The sequence below is a fragment of the Streptomyces cyaneofuscatus genome (genome assembly GCF_033109485.1).
Classification (GTDB): Bacteria; Actinomycetota; Actinomycetes; order Streptomycetales; family Streptomycetaceae; genus Streptomyces; species Streptomyces cyaneofuscatus.
In genome coordinates this window covers 8063338-8076858 of the sequence record NZ_CP137002.1, presented here as the reverse complement: position 1 = coordinate 8076858, position 13521 = coordinate 8063338, and the positions used below count along the sequence as shown (strand labels likewise).

At 69.6% G+C, this 13521-nt stretch carries 14 protein-coding genes and 2 pseudogenes; 8 read left to right on the top strand and 8 right to left on the bottom strand.

The genetic code is table 11. The features are described from left to right. Nucleotides 1–49 precede the first annotated feature (49 nt). Together ku and ligD are read left to right on the top strand one after the other, a co-directional pair. Nucleotides 50–985 (top strand): non-homologous end joining protein Ku, encoded by a 936-nt coding sequence (ku, locus tag R2B67_RS35705; RefSeq protein ID WP_317824721.1) that lies wholly within the window; start codon nt 50–52, stop codon nt 983–985. A gap of 46 nt (nt 986–1031) precedes the next feature. After that, nucleotides 1032–1964, top strand: a complete 933-nt coding sequence (gene ligD / locus R2B67_RS35700) for a non-homologous end-joining DNA ligase (protein WP_317824720.1) — start codon at nt 1032–1034, stop codon at nt 1962–1964. A gap of 118 nt (nt 1965–2082) precedes the next feature. Here ligD and R2B67_RS35695 read toward each other — a convergent pair whose 3' ends face one another. From R2B67_RS35695 to arsM, 5 genes are all read right to left on the bottom strand, one after another. Next, complete coding sequence (locus R2B67_RS35695) at nt 2083–2592, bottom strand: SRPBCC family protein (protein WP_317824719.1); 510 nt, start codon at nt 2590–2592, stop codon at nt 2083–2085. After that, on the bottom strand, nt 2589–2966 hold the full coding sequence (locus R2B67_RS35690) for an ArsR/SmtB family transcription factor (RefSeq protein ID WP_317824718.1): 378 nt from the start codon (nt 2964–2966) through the stop codon (nt 2589–2591). Before R2B67_RS35690 ends, R2B67_RS35695 begins: the two co-directional genes overlap by 4 nt. A gap of 334 nt (nt 2967–3300) precedes the next feature. After that, nucleotides 3301–4161, bottom strand: a complete 861-nt coding sequence (locus tag R2B67_RS35685; protein ID WP_317824717.1) for an alpha/beta fold hydrolase — start codon at nt 4159–4161, stop codon at nt 3301–3303. A gap of 403 nt (nt 4162–4564) precedes the next feature. Beyond that, the gene (locus tag R2B67_RS35680; protein ID WP_317824716.1) at nt 4565–5221 is read right to left on the bottom strand and encodes a hypothetical protein; all 657 of its coding nucleotides are present in this window, start codon (nt 5219–5221) and stop codon (nt 4565–4567) included. 333 nt (nt 5222–5554) lie between these two features. Continuing rightward, nucleotides 5555–6445: an arsenite methyltransferase gene (arsM, locus tag R2B67_RS35675; RefSeq protein WP_317824715.1), complete on the bottom strand. Its 891-nt coding sequence runs from the start codon at nt 6443–6445 to the stop codon at nt 5555–5557. Between the two features lie 106 nt (nt 6446–6551). On the opposite strand from arsM, the gene R2B67_RS35670 reads away from it, so the two are divergent. Genes R2B67_RS35670 through R2B67_RS35660 form a run of 3 tightly spaced genes read left to right on the top strand, consistent with a single transcriptional unit; the run spans nt 6552 to nt 8480 of the window. After that, nucleotides 6552–6953, top strand: a complete 402-nt coding sequence (locus tag R2B67_RS35670; protein WP_317824714.1) for an ArsR/SmtB family transcription factor — start codon at nt 6552–6554, stop codon at nt 6951–6953. Then, nucleotides 6950–8068: an ACR3 family arsenite efflux transporter gene (gene arsB / locus R2B67_RS35665; RefSeq protein WP_317824713.1), complete on the top strand. Its 1119-nt coding sequence runs from the start codon at nt 6950–6952 to the stop codon at nt 8066–8068. The genes R2B67_RS35670 and arsB overlap by 4 nt, the downstream gene beginning before the upstream one ends. Before the next feature lie 4 nt (nt 8069–8072). Then, the gene (locus tag R2B67_RS35660) at nt 8073–8480 is read left to right on the top strand and encodes an arsenate reductase ArsC (RefSeq protein WP_317825052.1); all 408 of its coding nucleotides are present in this window, start codon (nt 8073–8075) and stop codon (nt 8478–8480) included. Nucleotides 8481–8515: 35 nt separating this feature from the next. On the opposite strand, the gene R2B67_RS35655 is transcribed toward R2B67_RS35660, so the two are convergent. Both R2B67_RS35655 and R2B67_RS35650 read right to left on the bottom strand, forming a co-directional pair. Further along, the gene (locus R2B67_RS35655; RefSeq protein WP_317824712.1) at nt 8516–9010 is read right to left on the bottom strand and encodes a PilN family protein; all 495 of its coding nucleotides are present in this window, start codon (nt 9008–9010) and stop codon (nt 8516–8518) included. Continuing rightward, nucleotides 8994–9599, bottom strand: a complete 606-nt coding sequence (locus R2B67_RS35650; RefSeq protein ID WP_317824711.1) for a hypothetical protein — start codon at nt 9597–9599, stop codon at nt 8994–8996. The genes R2B67_RS35655 and R2B67_RS35650 overlap by 17 nt, the downstream gene beginning before the upstream one ends. 6 nt (nt 9600–9605) lie before the next feature. On the opposite strand from R2B67_RS35650, the gene R2B67_RS35645 reads away from it, so the two are divergent. Beyond that, nucleotides 9606–10001, top strand: coding sequence for a hypothetical protein (locus R2B67_RS35645; RefSeq protein WP_317824710.1), 396 nt, complete (start codon nt 9606–9608; stop codon nt 9999–10001). 114 nt (nt 10002–10115) lie between these two features. On the opposite strand, the pseudogene R2B67_RS35640 reads toward R2B67_RS35645, so the two are convergent. Next, nucleotides 10116–10940 (bottom strand): annotated as a pseudogene (locus tag R2B67_RS35640) (IS5 family transposase). Here R2B67_RS35640 and R2B67_RS35635 point away from each other — a divergent pair. After that, nucleotides 10926–11731: pseudogene (locus tag R2B67_RS35635) on the top strand (DNA polymerase III subunit alpha); the annotation flags it as partial. The pseudogenes R2B67_RS35640 and R2B67_RS35635 overlap by 15 nt on opposite strands. Continuing rightward, on the top strand, nt 11728–13158 hold the full coding sequence (locus tag R2B67_RS36130; RefSeq protein WP_398869543.1) for a DNA polymerase Y family protein: 1431 nt from the start codon (nt 11728–11730) through the stop codon (nt 13156–13158). The pseudogene R2B67_RS35635 and the gene R2B67_RS36130, both read left to right, overlap by 4 nt. Nucleotides 13159–13521 lie beyond the last annotated feature (363 nt).

Below are 13521 nucleotides of genomic sequence, written 5' to 3'. Positions count from 1 at the left end.
CGGCCCTTCCTCGCCGAGCAACGGCACGGGGGCACTGGAGGTGGAGAAGATGCCGCGACCACTGTGGGCCGGTGCCATCAGCTTCGGGCTGGTCACGATCCCGGTGAAGATCGTGTCCGCGACCGAGGACCACGACGTCCGCTTCCACCGGGTGCACCTCGCCGACATGGGGCGGGTGCGGACGCGGAAGGTGTGCGAGATCGACGGTGAGGTCGTCTCTCAGGACGAGATCGGTAAGGGTTACGAGATCGCGAAGGATCAGACGGTCGCGGTGACGGACGAGGAGCTCGAAAGGATGCCGTTGCCGACGGCGAAGGCGATCGAGATCGCAGCGTTCGTCGACGCCGACACGATCGACCCGGTACGCATCAGCGACTCCTACTATCTGGCCGCCGACGGGCAGGTCGCCGCCAAGCCCTACACCCTGCTGCGCAAGGCCCTGGAGCGGTCCTCGAAGGTCGCGGTGGCGAAATTCGCATGGCACGGCCGCGAGCGCCTGGGCCTCCTGCGCATCCGCGAAGGGGCGATCGTGCTGCACTCCATGAAGTGGCCCGACGAGGTCCGTAGCCCCGACGAGCTGGCCCCGCGCGAGGTCGAGATCGGCGAGGAGGAGATCGAGCAGGCTCTGGAGCTGGCCGAGCGGATGACGATCAAGGACCTTTCCGGTTTCCACGACGAGTACCGCGAGGCCCTGGAGGACATCATCGCCGCGAAGGCCGAGGGCAAGGCCCCCCCGGCCCCGGCCGAGGACGGGGAGCAGGACAAGGGCGAGGTCGTGGACCTGATGGCCGCCCTCAACGCCTCCGTCAAGGCGGCCCAGGAATCGCGCGGTGAGAACGGCAAGGACGCCACCGTGCACGAGATGCGGCCGTCGAAGAAGACCGCCAGAAAGACTCCTGCGAAGAAGACGGCCGCCTCGAAGAAGTCCACGGCGTCGAAGAGAACGACGAAGAAGGCGGCCGCGAAGAAGCGCAGTGCCTCCTGACCCTCCCCCTACCGCTGCGGGCGCCGTGCTGCCGAGGATCGAGCCGATGCTCGCAACACCGGGCCCGCTGCCGCCGGCGGAGGTGGAGGACCAGTGGGCGTTCGAGGTGAAGCAGGACGGCCAGCGGGCCATGGTCTACTTGCCGGGCGACGGCTCTATTCTCCTGCGCGCTCGTTCGGGTACAGACATCACCGCCGTCTACCCCGAATTCCTCCCCCTCGCCGACGCCCTCGGCGCGCGCAGCGCCGTGCTGGACGGAGAGATCGTCGCCCTTGACGATCAGGGCCGCAGCGACTTCGAACGCCTCCAGCAGCGGATGGGCCTCGCCAGCGCTCCCGCGAAGGCCGCACGGGTGGCGGGCCGGGTGCCCGCGCACCTGATGCTCTTCGACGTCGTGCACCTCGACGGCCGGCTCCTGACCGGGCTGCCGTACGCGGAGCGGCGAGAACTGCTGACAAGTCTCGGGCTCGCCGGGCCCGCCTGGGCAACGCCCTCGGCGATCACCGGGCACGGGGCTGAGGCGTGGGAGATGGCCCGGGAAGCCGGGCTGGAGGGGCTGATCGCGAAACGGCTTGCCTCCCGGTACGAGCCCGGGGCACGCTCGAAGACCTGGGTGAAGATCAAGGTGCACCGGCTCGCCGACGTCGTGATCGGCGGGTGGGTCCCCGGACGCGGACGGCTGACCGGTCTGCCCGGGGCCGTCCTGGTCGGCGAGCGGCACGACGGCGTGCTGCACTACGCGGGCAGCGTCGGCACCGGCTGGAGCGAGACCGAACGCATCTGCCTTGCCGAACTCCTCCAGGCGGCGGCCATCGACAGCTGCCCCTTCGCGCAGGTACCGCCGGTAGCAGGGGCCCGGTGGGTACTCCCCCGGCTTGTCGGTGAGGTCCGCTACACCTCCCGCACTCGCGCCGGACGCCTGCGCCACCCTTCCTGGCACCGGCTGCGTCCCGACCTTGCTCCCGGCGGTCTGGTCTAAGAGTGCGCCGGCGGGCGGTTGAGGCGGGGTGGAAACAGCAGGACGCTCTGTGCTCTCTCCTGTGCGACCGCCTGGCCACTGGGCAAGCGTCCGGCTGGTACATCGCGGCTCGTCGGGCTCAGCTGAACATGTCGAGGTAGTGCTGGGTGTGGACGGGGTGGTAGTCGCTGAAGTCGACGGATGCCGGGTCGCCGCCGGTCTCGGCGGCGACGAGCCGGTCGAGGTAGTAGTCCCAGCCGGGGCCCACGCCGCCCGCCATCGCCGGGTCGTCGCCGACGGACTGCGTGAAGGTGAGGGTGGTGGTGCCCTCGTGCTCGGCGAGCGTGAGCATCATGTGCCAGACGACGTCCTCGCCGGGCACCTGCGAGATGAGGACGAGACGGCTGGGGGCCTGGCACTCCTGGATGGTGAAGACCTCGGCCTGGTGCTCGTCGCCCTCGTAGAGCATCCGGAAGTCGACCGAGCCGGTCGACGGGTCGCCGGTCCATTCGCCGATCCAGCGGGCCAGCCGGTCCGACTCGGTGACCGCCGCCCAGACATCTTCGATGCCGGCCCGGAAGGTGCGGTCAAAGGCGATGCTGTCCAGGCCGTCGACGGTCACGCGACGCCCGGTGGGGGTGCTGGTCATGCGGAGTCCTCCTGAGGTCTTCCGGTACCGGGAACGGCATCGGTGCCGGCCCGGCGGTCGTGGACCGTTCTGCGGACCTCCAGGTCGAGGGCGTCGAAAGCGCTCTCGGGAATCGGGGGCCAGCGCCCGGCGAGTTCGTCGAGCAGGTCCCGGACCGGGGCGAGACCCGCGCGGGCGAGCGCGTAGTGACGCTCGCGACCGCGGTCCTCGGCCGTGACCAGCCCTGCCTCGGTGAGCACGCGCAGATGCTTGCTCACCGCAGGCCTGCTAATCGGATGCCGCGCCGCGAGGTCGACCACCCGGGCCGGGCCGGAGGCGAGTGCGCGCAGCAGATCACGGCGTACGGGGTCGGCCAGGGCGACGAACGGGTCCACCCCTTATTGGTAACCCATGGGTTACCAATAAGCAAATCCCTGATCCCACGGATCCAGGATTCCCAGACGGGGAGCCCGGTGTCTGGCCACGCCGGTGATCAGCGGGGTGCGCGGGGGCGGCGCGAGGGGACGGGGCCGGCTTCACGCGCGGCGGCGAGCGCCGCGGACCGCCAGCTGCAGGGCAAACCGGCGACTCAGGTGGACGCCAAACCCTCTTCCACCCCACTGGCAGCCCCAGGGCGGGGGCCTGAGGCCCCGACTTTGCGCTCATAGCCGTCAACCAGCTTGTTCAATCGTGTTACGCACACGCCTTTCCGGGGCGAGCGAGGCAGCGTCAGCTGTTGAAGAAGTCGCCCAGGGCGGCGGCGAGCGGGCCGGGGGCTTCCTCGGCCACATGGTGGCCTGAGTCGATGCCGTGGCCCCGGACGTCGTCGGCCCAGTCGCGCCAGATGGTGCGCGGGTCGCCGTACAGGTCCTCTAGGTCGTCTCGTAGCGACCACAGGACCAGCACGGAGCAGGCGATCCGCGCGCCTCGGGCACGGTCGGCCTCCTCGTGCCGGCGGTCCACGGTGAGCCCGGCGCGGTAATCCTCCAGCATGGCGCGGACGACGTCTGGATTGCGGGTGGCGGTCCGCCAATCGTCGTAATTTTCCTGCCCCATGGCTTCGGGGTCGCCGCGGTACCAGGCGTCGGGATCGGCGTTGATGACGCGTTCGGGGATCTCCGGCTGGGCGAAGAAGAACCAGTGCCACCACGCGGTGGCGAACCGGGCGTCCGCACGGGTCAGGTGCTCGCTCAGGGGCAGGCCGTCCAGGAACGCCACCCGGGTCACCGCGGGAGGGTGGTCCAGCACCAGGCGCAGTGCCACAGCAGCTCCCCGGTCGTGGCCGATGAGACCGAAGTGCTGGTGCCCGAGCGCCCGCATGACTTCGATCATGTCCTGGGCCACGGCGCGCTTGGAGTGCGGGACATGGTCCGAAGCGGGCGCTGGGCCGCGAGAGCGCCCGTACCCGCGCAGGTCGGGGCAGACGACGCTGAACCCGCGCCGCACCAGGAGGGGCGCGACCCGGTGCCAGGTCGCCGACGTGCGCGGGTGGCCATGCAACAACAGCAGAGGCGGGCCCTCGCCCCCGTACCGAACGAAGACGGACGCCTCACTTGTGCGCACCGTCCTGGTGGCGAAGTCCTCGAACACGAAGTGCCCCTCCCGCTCGGGGGCTCGGTCAGAGCTACCCCACCGTCCCACCTGCCCATGAGGAGCCCGGGCACTCCGCCAACTGTCGACCTCGGTTGCCAACGCTCTCGCTCAGCTACGCGATTGTGACTGAGCGCCGTACTTGGCTCGGTTGGACAGCTGCCATGCGCAACCTGCCGCGCATGTCGGGAGGTTGGCTCCAGAGAAATCCGTCCTGGTCCACGCGATGATCTGGATCTTTCTGAATTCGGCGGCCTTCGCGGCTCGGTCCTCGGCGACCGAGAGGTTCGTCGGGCTGGCCTTGTCCGACCAGAAGGACTCCCGGCCCGGAGCGCGGGGCCCTATAGGTCTTCCTGAGGGGCGAGGGCTCGACGGCAGTTCGAAAACGCGCGCCCCTTGGGGCTCAGTGCCCGTGCAGCCCCCACTCGTCGAGCCCCGCGTACACAAGTGCCACGCGGCGCGCGCGGCCGGTGAAGCATTCTGCCTCGCCGTTGTGCAGCGCCACCAGCGAGTCCGGGCCGCGCCACCATGTGTCGACGATGCCCTGCACCTCTTCCACCGGCTCCAAACCCTCCAGCGAAAGGGCCTCGACCTCGGCGCCGTGCAGTCTGGTGACCTGCTTGGCCCAGCGGGAGGCGTGGTGGGTGAGCGCCAGCGATTCCACCCAGCCCTCGACAGAGGCGTACAGCGGAGCCCACACATCGCCCCACAGGCCGAACTCGCCGTTCGGGCCGATCATGAAGGAAAAGGCGACCGACGCCCGCGGTTCGCCGCCCGTGAACCACCACCCGCCCCCGTGAGCGGGCTCGGGCACATCGGCGTAGAGGTAGCGGGGACCGCACTCGTACACCGGCGCTGGAGGGAGGACCAGGCCGCCCCAGCGTTCCTGGTACGCCACCGCCCGGTCGACGACCTCCCCAGGTATTCCCAGCGCGAGCCACTGCTCTCGGTACGGCTCCAGGGGCGTGGCGTCCGCCCTGACACCGTGAATCGCGACGAAGGACCGCGCGCGCCGGGACAGCCCCTCGGGTATGGCGTCGCCGTGCAGGTTCATGATCATGACGTTACCTCCGTAGGGCTGAGCTGTTTCCCGCGCTCAAGGCGCTGTCGCCGCCGGTGGCAGCAGCCACTGAGCATGGCCGTGATTCGGCTGGACAGGTCCAGCGCTCATCGGGCAGATCCGGCTGAGTCGCACACGTGAGCCTCCGGCCCGGCCGCTCTGACCCGGGCATGTGGCCGCCCTTGTTTCCGCAGTCGCTGTGTCCCGCGCTGGTCGTGTCCCGTTGGGCTGGTTCGGGACGAGGCATCGTGTCGGATCAGAGCGGGCGGTTGTGTCGCTCTGCCGGACCGCCGGATGTCCCTCTTGAGGGTGACGGGCCGGGCAGTGGTGTCGTCAGTTGCAGCCGCAGCCGGACGCGTTCTTGGCCTTGTCGATCGTGGTGGTCGGATCGGTGGCCTGTTCGGCGGGTGTGCAGCAGGCAGTGACGCCGCAGCAGGAGTCGGTGGTCGCGCTCTTGCTGGTGAGGGCTTCGCTGGCGGCGGGCTTAGCGGCGCGGACGATGGCGGAGTGCATGCCGTCGGCGACCGCGTGGGTGGGGGTGATCTCGATGTCGGTGAAGCCTGCGGCTTCGAGGCCGTGGCGGTATTCGGCGAAGGAGAGGGCCCCGGCGATGCAGCCGACGTAGTCGCCGCGCTCGGCCCGCTGGTCGGCGGTGAGGGTGTCGTCGGCGACGACGTCGGAGATGCCGATCCGGCCGCCGGGGGCCAGAACGCGGATCATCTCGGCGAAGACGGCGGGCTTGTCGGTGGACAGGTTGATGACGCAGTTGGAGATGACCACGTCGATCGTGTTCGCCGGGAGGGGGATAGCTTCGATGGTGCCCTTGAGGAACTCGACGTTGGTGGCGCCGGCCTTCTTCTGGTTGGCGAGCGCGAGGGCGAGCATCTCCTCGGTCATGTCCAGGCCGTAGGCCTTGCCGGTGGGGCCGACGCGGCGGGCGGAGAGCAGGACGTCGATGCCGCCGCCGGAGCCGAGGTCCAGGACGCGTTCGCCCTCGTGGAGGTCAGCGACGGCGGTGGGGTTGCCGCAGCCCAGCGAGGCGGCGACGGCCTCGGCGGGCAGCTGATCGCGCTCGTCGGCGGCGTAGAGGGTCCCGCCGAAGTTCTCGTCGACCTCGATGGCGGCCGGTCCGCAACAGGCGGTGCCGCCCTCGGCAACCTGGACGGCGGCCGCGGCATAGCGCTGACGGACGGTCTCACGCAGGTCGGTGGACTGCTCGCTCATGACCTTCACTCCTCGATGACAGGGCCTGGCGGGGCCCGGATCGGGCTGCATTGACGTTTCTCGATGCAACCTTGCGCCCTGGATCGAAAAACGTCAACATAGAGGCATGTCAAAACAAGAGCTGGTGGTAATCGGCCAGGACGCCGAGGGGTGCTGCCCGACCCTGCTGACCGCCCCGATGGCCGAGGACCAGGCGGTCGAGCTGGCGAAGGTGTTCAAGGCCCTGGGTGACCCGGTGCGGCTGCGACTGCTGTCGATGATCGCCTCGCGGGAGGGCGGGGAGATCTGCGTCTGCGACCTCACCCCTGCCTTCGATCTGTCCCAGCCGACGATCTCCCACCACCTCAAGCTGCTGAAGCAGGCCGGCCTGATCGCCTCCGAACGGCGCGGGACGTGGGTGTATTACCGGCTGCTGCCCGAGATGACCGACCATCTCTCGGCCGCCCTCGCCAACCCGCAGACTCAGCACCTTGAGCCCCTGGAAGCTCCGGCGGGGGCCGCGTCGTGAGCGAGACAACGACCGCCCCGGCGGGGCCGGTCGCGGCCCGGCTGTCGTTCCTGGACCGCTTCCTCGCGGTGTGGATCCTCATCGCGATGGGCGTCGGTCTGGGCCTGGGCCGCCTGGTCCCAGGCCTGGGGGACGCACTGGCGAAGGTGACGGTCGCCGGGGTCTCGCTGCCGATCGCGCTCGCTCTGCTCGTGATGATGTATCCGGTGCTGGCCAAGGTCCGCTATGACCGGCTCGACTCCGTCACCCGGGACCGCCGCCTGCTGATCCCTTCCCTGGTCCTGAACTGGGTGCTGGGGCCGGCGCTGATGTTCGCGCTCGCCTGGATCTTCCTGCCGGACCTGCCGGAATACCGGACCGGACTGATCATCGTCGGCCTCGCCCGGTGCATCGCCATGGTGATCATCTGGAACGACCTGGCCTGCGGAGACCGCGAGGCCGCCGCGGTCCTGGTCGCCCTCAACTCCGTGTTCCAGGTGATCGCGTTCAGCCTGCTGGGCTGGTTCTATCTCTCGGTCCTGCCAGGCTGGCTCGGTCTGGAGACGACCGGGCTGAACGTGTCGGTGTGGGAGATCGCCCGCAGCGTGCTGATCTTCCTCGGCATCCCGCTGGCCGCCGGGTTCGCGACCCGCAAGCTGGGCGAGAAGGCCAAGGGACGCACCTGGTATGAGGCGAAGCTGATCCCCAGGATCGGCCCGTTCGCGCTGTATGGGCTGCTGTTCACGATCGTCGTGCTGTTCGCCCTGCAGGGTGATGCGATCACCTCGCAGCCGCTGGACGTGGCGCGGATCGCGCTGCCGCTGCTGGTGTACTTCGCGCTCATGTGGGCCGGTTCCATGGCCCTGGGCAAGGCCGTGGGACTGAACTATCCACGGGCCACGACGCTGGCGTTCACGGCCGCGGGCAACAACTTCGAGCTCGCCATCGCGATGGCCATCGCGACGTTCGGCGCCTCCTCCGGGCAGGCCCTCGCGGGTGTTGTCGGCCCACTGATCGAGGTGCCGGTGCTGATCGGTCTGGTCTATGTCGCGCTCGCCGCCCGCCGCTACTTTCCCAGCTCCCAGCCCCTGTCGGCCCCTGCGGCCGCCGCCGAGGAAGGCCCTGCCCGTGTCTGACACCATGCTCTCCAAGCCGTCGGTGCTGTTCGTGTGCGTCCATAACGCCGGACGCTCGCAGATGGCCGCCGCCTTCCTCACCCATCTCGGCCAGAGCAAGGTCGAGGTCCGCTCCGCGGGCTCGGCCCCCGCCGGCTCGGTGAACCCGGCCGTCGTCGAAGCGATGAACGAGGTCGGCATCGACATCTCCGCCGAGGTGCCCAAGGTGCTGACCACCCAAGCCGTCCAGGCCTCCGACGTGGTCATCACCATGGGCTGCGGGGACGCCTGCCCCGTCTTCCCGGGCAAGAAGTACCTCGACTGGAAACTCGACGACCCGGCAGGGCAAGGAGTCGAGGCGGTCCGGCCGATCCGCGACGAGATCCAAGCCCGCATCACCGCCCTTCTCGCCGACCTTCTGCCCGGCCGCTGACCGGTTGTCCGAGGCGGCTCGCCCCGCCGGGAGTGTCAGCTGCAGGTTCCGATGACGTCGCCGTGGTTCCGGGAGACTGCGGTGAGCCGGGCCGGCGGCGCCGGATCGGGGCTGCGCAGGCGCATGATCTCTTCCTGCTGGGCGGCGAGCCGGGACAGCGCGAGCTTCTTGAACGCGGTCAGCTCCTCGATGGCCGTGTCCCTGGCGGCGACGCGGTCCTTCAACTCGGCATTCTGGGCCTTGAGACGCTCGATCTGTGCGTCTCTGGGGTCCGGCATCTCCCCGGCCTCCCGGCGAGCCACCAGGCGGCGTACGAACTCGTCACCGAGGTGCTGGTAGGGCCCTTCACGGACGCTGCCGTCGCGGTCCTTCTTCGGATAGAAGCCGGTGCGGGTCACTCCGGCCTCGGCCGCGAGGGTCTTGAGGTCGCAGCGGCCGCCGGGCGGCAGTTCTCCGCGAAGGAGGCGGTCCATGGCGGCCCGGATCGCTTCCTCGTTCCGGCTCCGGTCGCTCTCACTGATCCTGCCCATGTGCTCCTCCAGTGGCAGCCACCAGCGCCGCGTCGATGCCCGCGACGACCTGGTCGGCCCGCTCTGCTTCCGCCGTGAGCCGCGCCTTCTCGTCCTTCTGGGACCGGCCGATCTTGCCGATGAAGACCCCGCTGCTGGCCGCGGCCGATGCCCAGACGGGCCGGTGGCAGGGGTGGTGGGTGGCCTGCGGGCATCGGGCGGAGTCACACATCCCGACCAAGGGGCGACTGCGGTCCTTGGCCTGGGCGAGTTTGAGGCAGAGCGCCTTGTCCGGGTCGATGAACCAGCAGTAGTTCGCGATGCCCAGGTGCAAGGTGCCGGCCCGCTGCGCCAGCAGGTTGATCACTTCCTGGTCACTGGGTTTGACCTGCGGAGCCGATGCGCCCTTCTGGGGTTCACTTTCGACGGTTTTGAAGAAGTTGATCAGATCCCGGGCACCCAGCCCGGCCGGCTGGCGGCCGGCCTGGAAGTCGCGGAAGGCCTCCAGGGTCAGGGCGAGGTTGCGGCCGTGCTCGGCCTCGCCGATCTCGGCGAGGAACTTGGCCTGTGCGCCTCCGGGCCGGTTCGTGTAGCCCTCGGTGGTGACCACGGACAGGTGCTTGAGCTGGATCTTCGCGGCCAGCAGTCCACCGGGGCGGTGTGCGATCTCAAGGGCCAAGGTCCGCCGCAGGATGAGCGGATCCGGCGGAATGGGAGCCAGCCCGAGACGGGCCCCCTCTTCGCTGTTGACCCACTCGAAGAATCGTTCGTAACGGCTGTCGCGGCCGCTGAAGTTGAGGGCCGAGGGAAAGAGGTGGGATGCGTCGGGGCCGGCGAGTTCGCGGGCGACGCCGGCCGCCTCGTAGGCCTCGGCGGCGACGACCCATTCGTCCCAGACGCCCCCGTGCTTCTTTCCCTTGATCAGCTTGCTCTTGAGGCGGTGCCGGACCCGGCCGGGTCCGACGGAACACCCAACAAATGCGTTCGAGGGTTCGCTCCAACTACCCTATGAGACATGACAGTTAAGCGCGAACAACCAGCCCGCGTCATCGTCGCCGACGCCCGCCGCCACAACGTCCCCGTCCTACCCGTCGACATCAACACCTCTAGGTTCTGTCGTCAAATGTCACGCCCACATCAGGAGTGACGCGAGCGTGACGGCCGCTTTGTAGGACTGGGCGGTTTTGTCGTAGCGGGTGGCGATGCCGCGCCACTGCTTCAGGCGGTTGAAGCACCGTTCCACGACGTTGCGGTGCCTGTAGGCCTCGCGGTCGAAGGCCGGCGGGCGGCCACCGCGACTGCCCCGCCTGGCCCGGTTGCCGACCTGGTCGGCACGCTCGGGAATCGTGTGAGGGATGCCGCGGCGGCGGAGCCAGGCGCGGATCGCTTTCGAGCTGTAGCCCTTGTCGCCCAGGAGGTAATCGGGCCGGGTGCGGGGTCGCCCCGGTCCGATCCGGGGCACCCGGATCGCTTCCATCACGGCGGTGAACCGGGTGCAGTCGTTGGTGTTGCCGCCCGTGACGACGAAGCCGAGCGGACGGCCTCTGCCGTCACAGGCAAGATGAATCTTGCTGGTCAGGCCACCCCTGGACCGCCCGGGGGCCGGGTCGCGGAGCCCTCTTTTCGAGCCCCCGCCCCATGCTGGTGGGCCCGGACGATCGTGGAATCGACCGACACCAGCCACTCGATGTCGCCCGCCGCGTCCGCTTTCGCCTGGGCGGCCCGCAGCATTCGGTCGAACGTCCCGTCCGCCGCCCACCTGCGGAAACGGGTATGCAGCGTGGCCCACGGACCATAGCGCTCGGGCACGTCCCGCCAGGGCTGTCCCGGTCCGGAACTTCCACACGATCCCGTTCAGGACCCTACGGTCGTCCAGCCGCTTCCGCCCCCGCAACGACACGGGCAGCAACGGCCGGACGAACTCCCACTCAGCATCTACGCCCGCACCCACCCCAAGCTCCCCACCGTCGAACGCCTCATCAGCATCGGCGCCCTCGACCAGGTCAAGGGCGAGGCGTCCCGGCGGGACCTGCTGCTCCAGGCGACCGAGCTCCACCGCCAAGCCCGCACCCGCCCCGGAGCCGGGCAGCTGCCGCTCGCCACCACCCCGCACACGGCCGGGGCGTCCGGGCTGCGGGAGATGACCGCCCGCGAACGCCTCGACGCCGAACTCCGCGTCCTCAAAATCGACGTTCCCGGCACCTCATGGAAGACCATCACCGCCTCCTACGCGAGATCGGCGCCACCGACGCCAAGCACCTGCGGGCGATGCACCCCGGAGAGCGCGTCCTGGTCGCCGGCGTCCGCGCCTCCACCCAGACCCCGCCCATCGCCTCAGGCAAACGGATCATCTTCGTCACCCTCGAAGACGGCAGCGGATTGGTCGATCTGGCGTTCTTCGAAGACTCCCACGAGTGGTGCGCGTACACCGTCTTCCACCACGGGCTGCTCCTCGTACGCGGCACCGTGGAAGCCCGCGGCCCCCGGCGCACCGTCGTCGGCGAGATGGCCTGGGACCTCGATGAACTCGCGACCGCTCGCGCTACCCCCGGGCCCCAGGCCGTCCTCGACCTGCTCGGCCAGGATCCCTCCCCCACACCCGCCCAGCCCGGACCCGGGCGGACGATTCCCGACGGCACCGCTGGAGCCCGCCTGCACCCCTGGAGCGACCTCCAGCCCGCCGGAAACCGCTCGGCCGACCTCACCCGTCTCGGCCACAAAAGCCCCGGGAGCCCAGGATGAACACCACCAGCCAGCCGCGTACGCGCGCGATCCTGCGGATCCACTTCCACCCCGCCGAACGGACTGAGGAGCTGTACAGGCAGCTGCTCACGGTCGTCGACGGCATCAGCTCCCGCGTCGAACCCCAGCCCGCCGACTGGTCTGCCTACGTCGACCTCACCGGCGCCCTGACCTACTGGGGCCGCGACACCGATGGTCTGGTCGCCGTGCTCCGGCTGCGGCTGCTCGCCCTCCACGGCGTGGAGTGCTCGGCTGGGGCCGGGCCTACGCGCTCGATCGCGGCGATGGCCGCCGACGCCACCTCGCCGGGCGCGGCCACGGTGGTGCGGGACAACCCGTACGAGATCGCCGCGTTCCTGCGCACCAAACCGGCCTCCGCTCTCCCCGGCACCGGGCCCAAGACCGCCCGCACCCTGGCCCGCTACGGGATCAACACCGTTGGCGACATCGCCGACACCCGACTGACCACCCTCCAACGCATCCTCGGAGCTGCCGCCGCCCGCCAAGCCCACGACCGGGCCCGCGGACTCGACGAACGCCCCGTCGTCCCCGGCGTTGCCCCCAAGTCCCTGAGTGCCGGTCACCGTTTCGACCACGACGACCTCGATCCCGAGCGGCGTCACAGCACGGTGCTGGGCCTGGCTGAAGAAGTCGGCGGCCGACTACGGGCGAGCGGAGAGATCGCCCAAGCGCTCACCCTCACCGTCGCCTACGCCGACCGCACTCAGACCTCCCGCGCCCGAGCCCTCACCGAAGCCACCACCCATTCCCCGGCCCTCGCTGCCACCACCCGCAAGCTCCTCACTGGCCTCGGTCTTCAACGCGCCCGCGTCCGCACTCTCACCCTGCGCGCGGAACGCCTGCTCCCCGCCGAGGAGGCCGTCCACCAGCTCACCCTCGACAGCCGCGACGAAAAACTCCACCGTCTGGAGACCGCGCTGGACAAGGCCCCGCGACCCGCTACCGTCCGGGCATCGCCGGAGCCGCAGCGGCTTTCTACCGAGCTGGCGAGGATAACCGCCGCAGCGGAAGGACCGCTTCGCGCGGGTCGCGGACGGTGGGGCACCAGTCCGTCAGCTCGAACAACGCGTCCGCGCGGGCGGTCAGGCAGTCGTAGAAGTCGGTCCGGAACCGGGAGAACACGGTCAGGGACTCGACGCGGACAGCGTCGTGCAGCAGAGTCACCCTCGCGGCCTTGGCATGATCAACAGCGTCTCGACAACGCACATGATCACACCAAGGTCCCACCACTGTCGCATCGGCCACTGGTGGTCAACTGGTACTTCAGCGGCGGACGTGAAAAACAAGCTGATCGGGCTGCCACCTTCGGGTCCTGGAGCGGCTTGGGCAATGCCAAGAGCACCAATTCGGCCAAATGTGTGAATACTTGCGGCCGCTTTGGCCACCTAGGCGTGGGTCTGCGATAGGCAGGGACCGTTCGTGCCGGGCGCCGGCACGCGAGTCGAGGGGGGCCTCTTGTTTCGGATCCACTATCGCCATGCCCGCCGCAGGCAGGTGTGGGCAGCTCTGGCTGCGGTAGCAGTACTGCCGTTGGGAATGCCGGGAAGCGCGTCAGTCGATCCCCGCCCGGACAGGACGGAGATGCACACCTACACGCTCCCGGCCGGGGCCACCGCCCCGTCCCTCAACACGTTGCAACGCCAGGGGGTGGACTGGAAGGCCGCGCTCCCGTAACCGCCGGGGCATCCGGGCAGGCACCGGCCGAGGCGGTCACCCCGGCCAGCCTTCACCTGCGCAAGGCTTCGAACCTGTCAGGAAAGGTGGCCACC

What these genes read in the sequence shown, in the direction of transcription:
- R2B67_RS36130 (WP_398869543.1), top strand. Translation starts at nt 11,728, where the DNA reads ATGAACACCACCAGCCAGCCGCGTACGCGCGCGATCCTGCGGATCCAC.
- ku (WP_317824721.1), top strand. Translation starts at nt 50, where the DNA reads ATGCCGCGACCACTGTGGGCCGGTGCCATCAGCTTCGGGCTGGTCACG.
- R2B67_RS35660 (WP_317825052.1), top strand. Translation starts at nt 8,073, where the DNA reads ATGCTCTCCAAGCCGTCGGTGCTGTTCGTGTGCGTCCATAACGCCGGA.
- ligD (WP_317824720.1), top strand. Translation starts at nt 1,032, where the DNA reads ATGCTCGCAACACCGGGCCCGCTGCCGCCGGCGGAGGTGGAGGACCAG.
- R2B67_RS35680 (WP_317824716.1), bottom strand. Translation starts at nt 5,221, where the DNA reads ATGATCATGAACCTGCACGGCGACGCCATACCCGAGGGGCTGTCCCGG.
- R2B67_RS35695 (WP_317824719.1), bottom strand. Translation starts at nt 2,592, where the DNA reads ATGACCAGCACCCCCACCGGGCGTCGCGTGACCGTCGACGGCCTGGAC.
- R2B67_RS35655 (WP_317824712.1), bottom strand. Translation starts at nt 9,010, where the DNA reads ATGGGCAGGATCAGTGAGAGCGACCGGAGCCGGAACGAGGAAGCGATC.
- arsM (WP_317824715.1), bottom strand. Translation starts at nt 6,445, where the DNA reads ATGAGCGAGCAGTCCACCGACCTGCGTGAGACCGTCCGTCAGCGCTAT.
- R2B67_RS35670 (WP_317824714.1), top strand. Translation starts at nt 6,552, where the DNA reads ATGTCAAAACAAGAGCTGGTGGTAATCGGCCAGGACGCCGAGGGGTGC.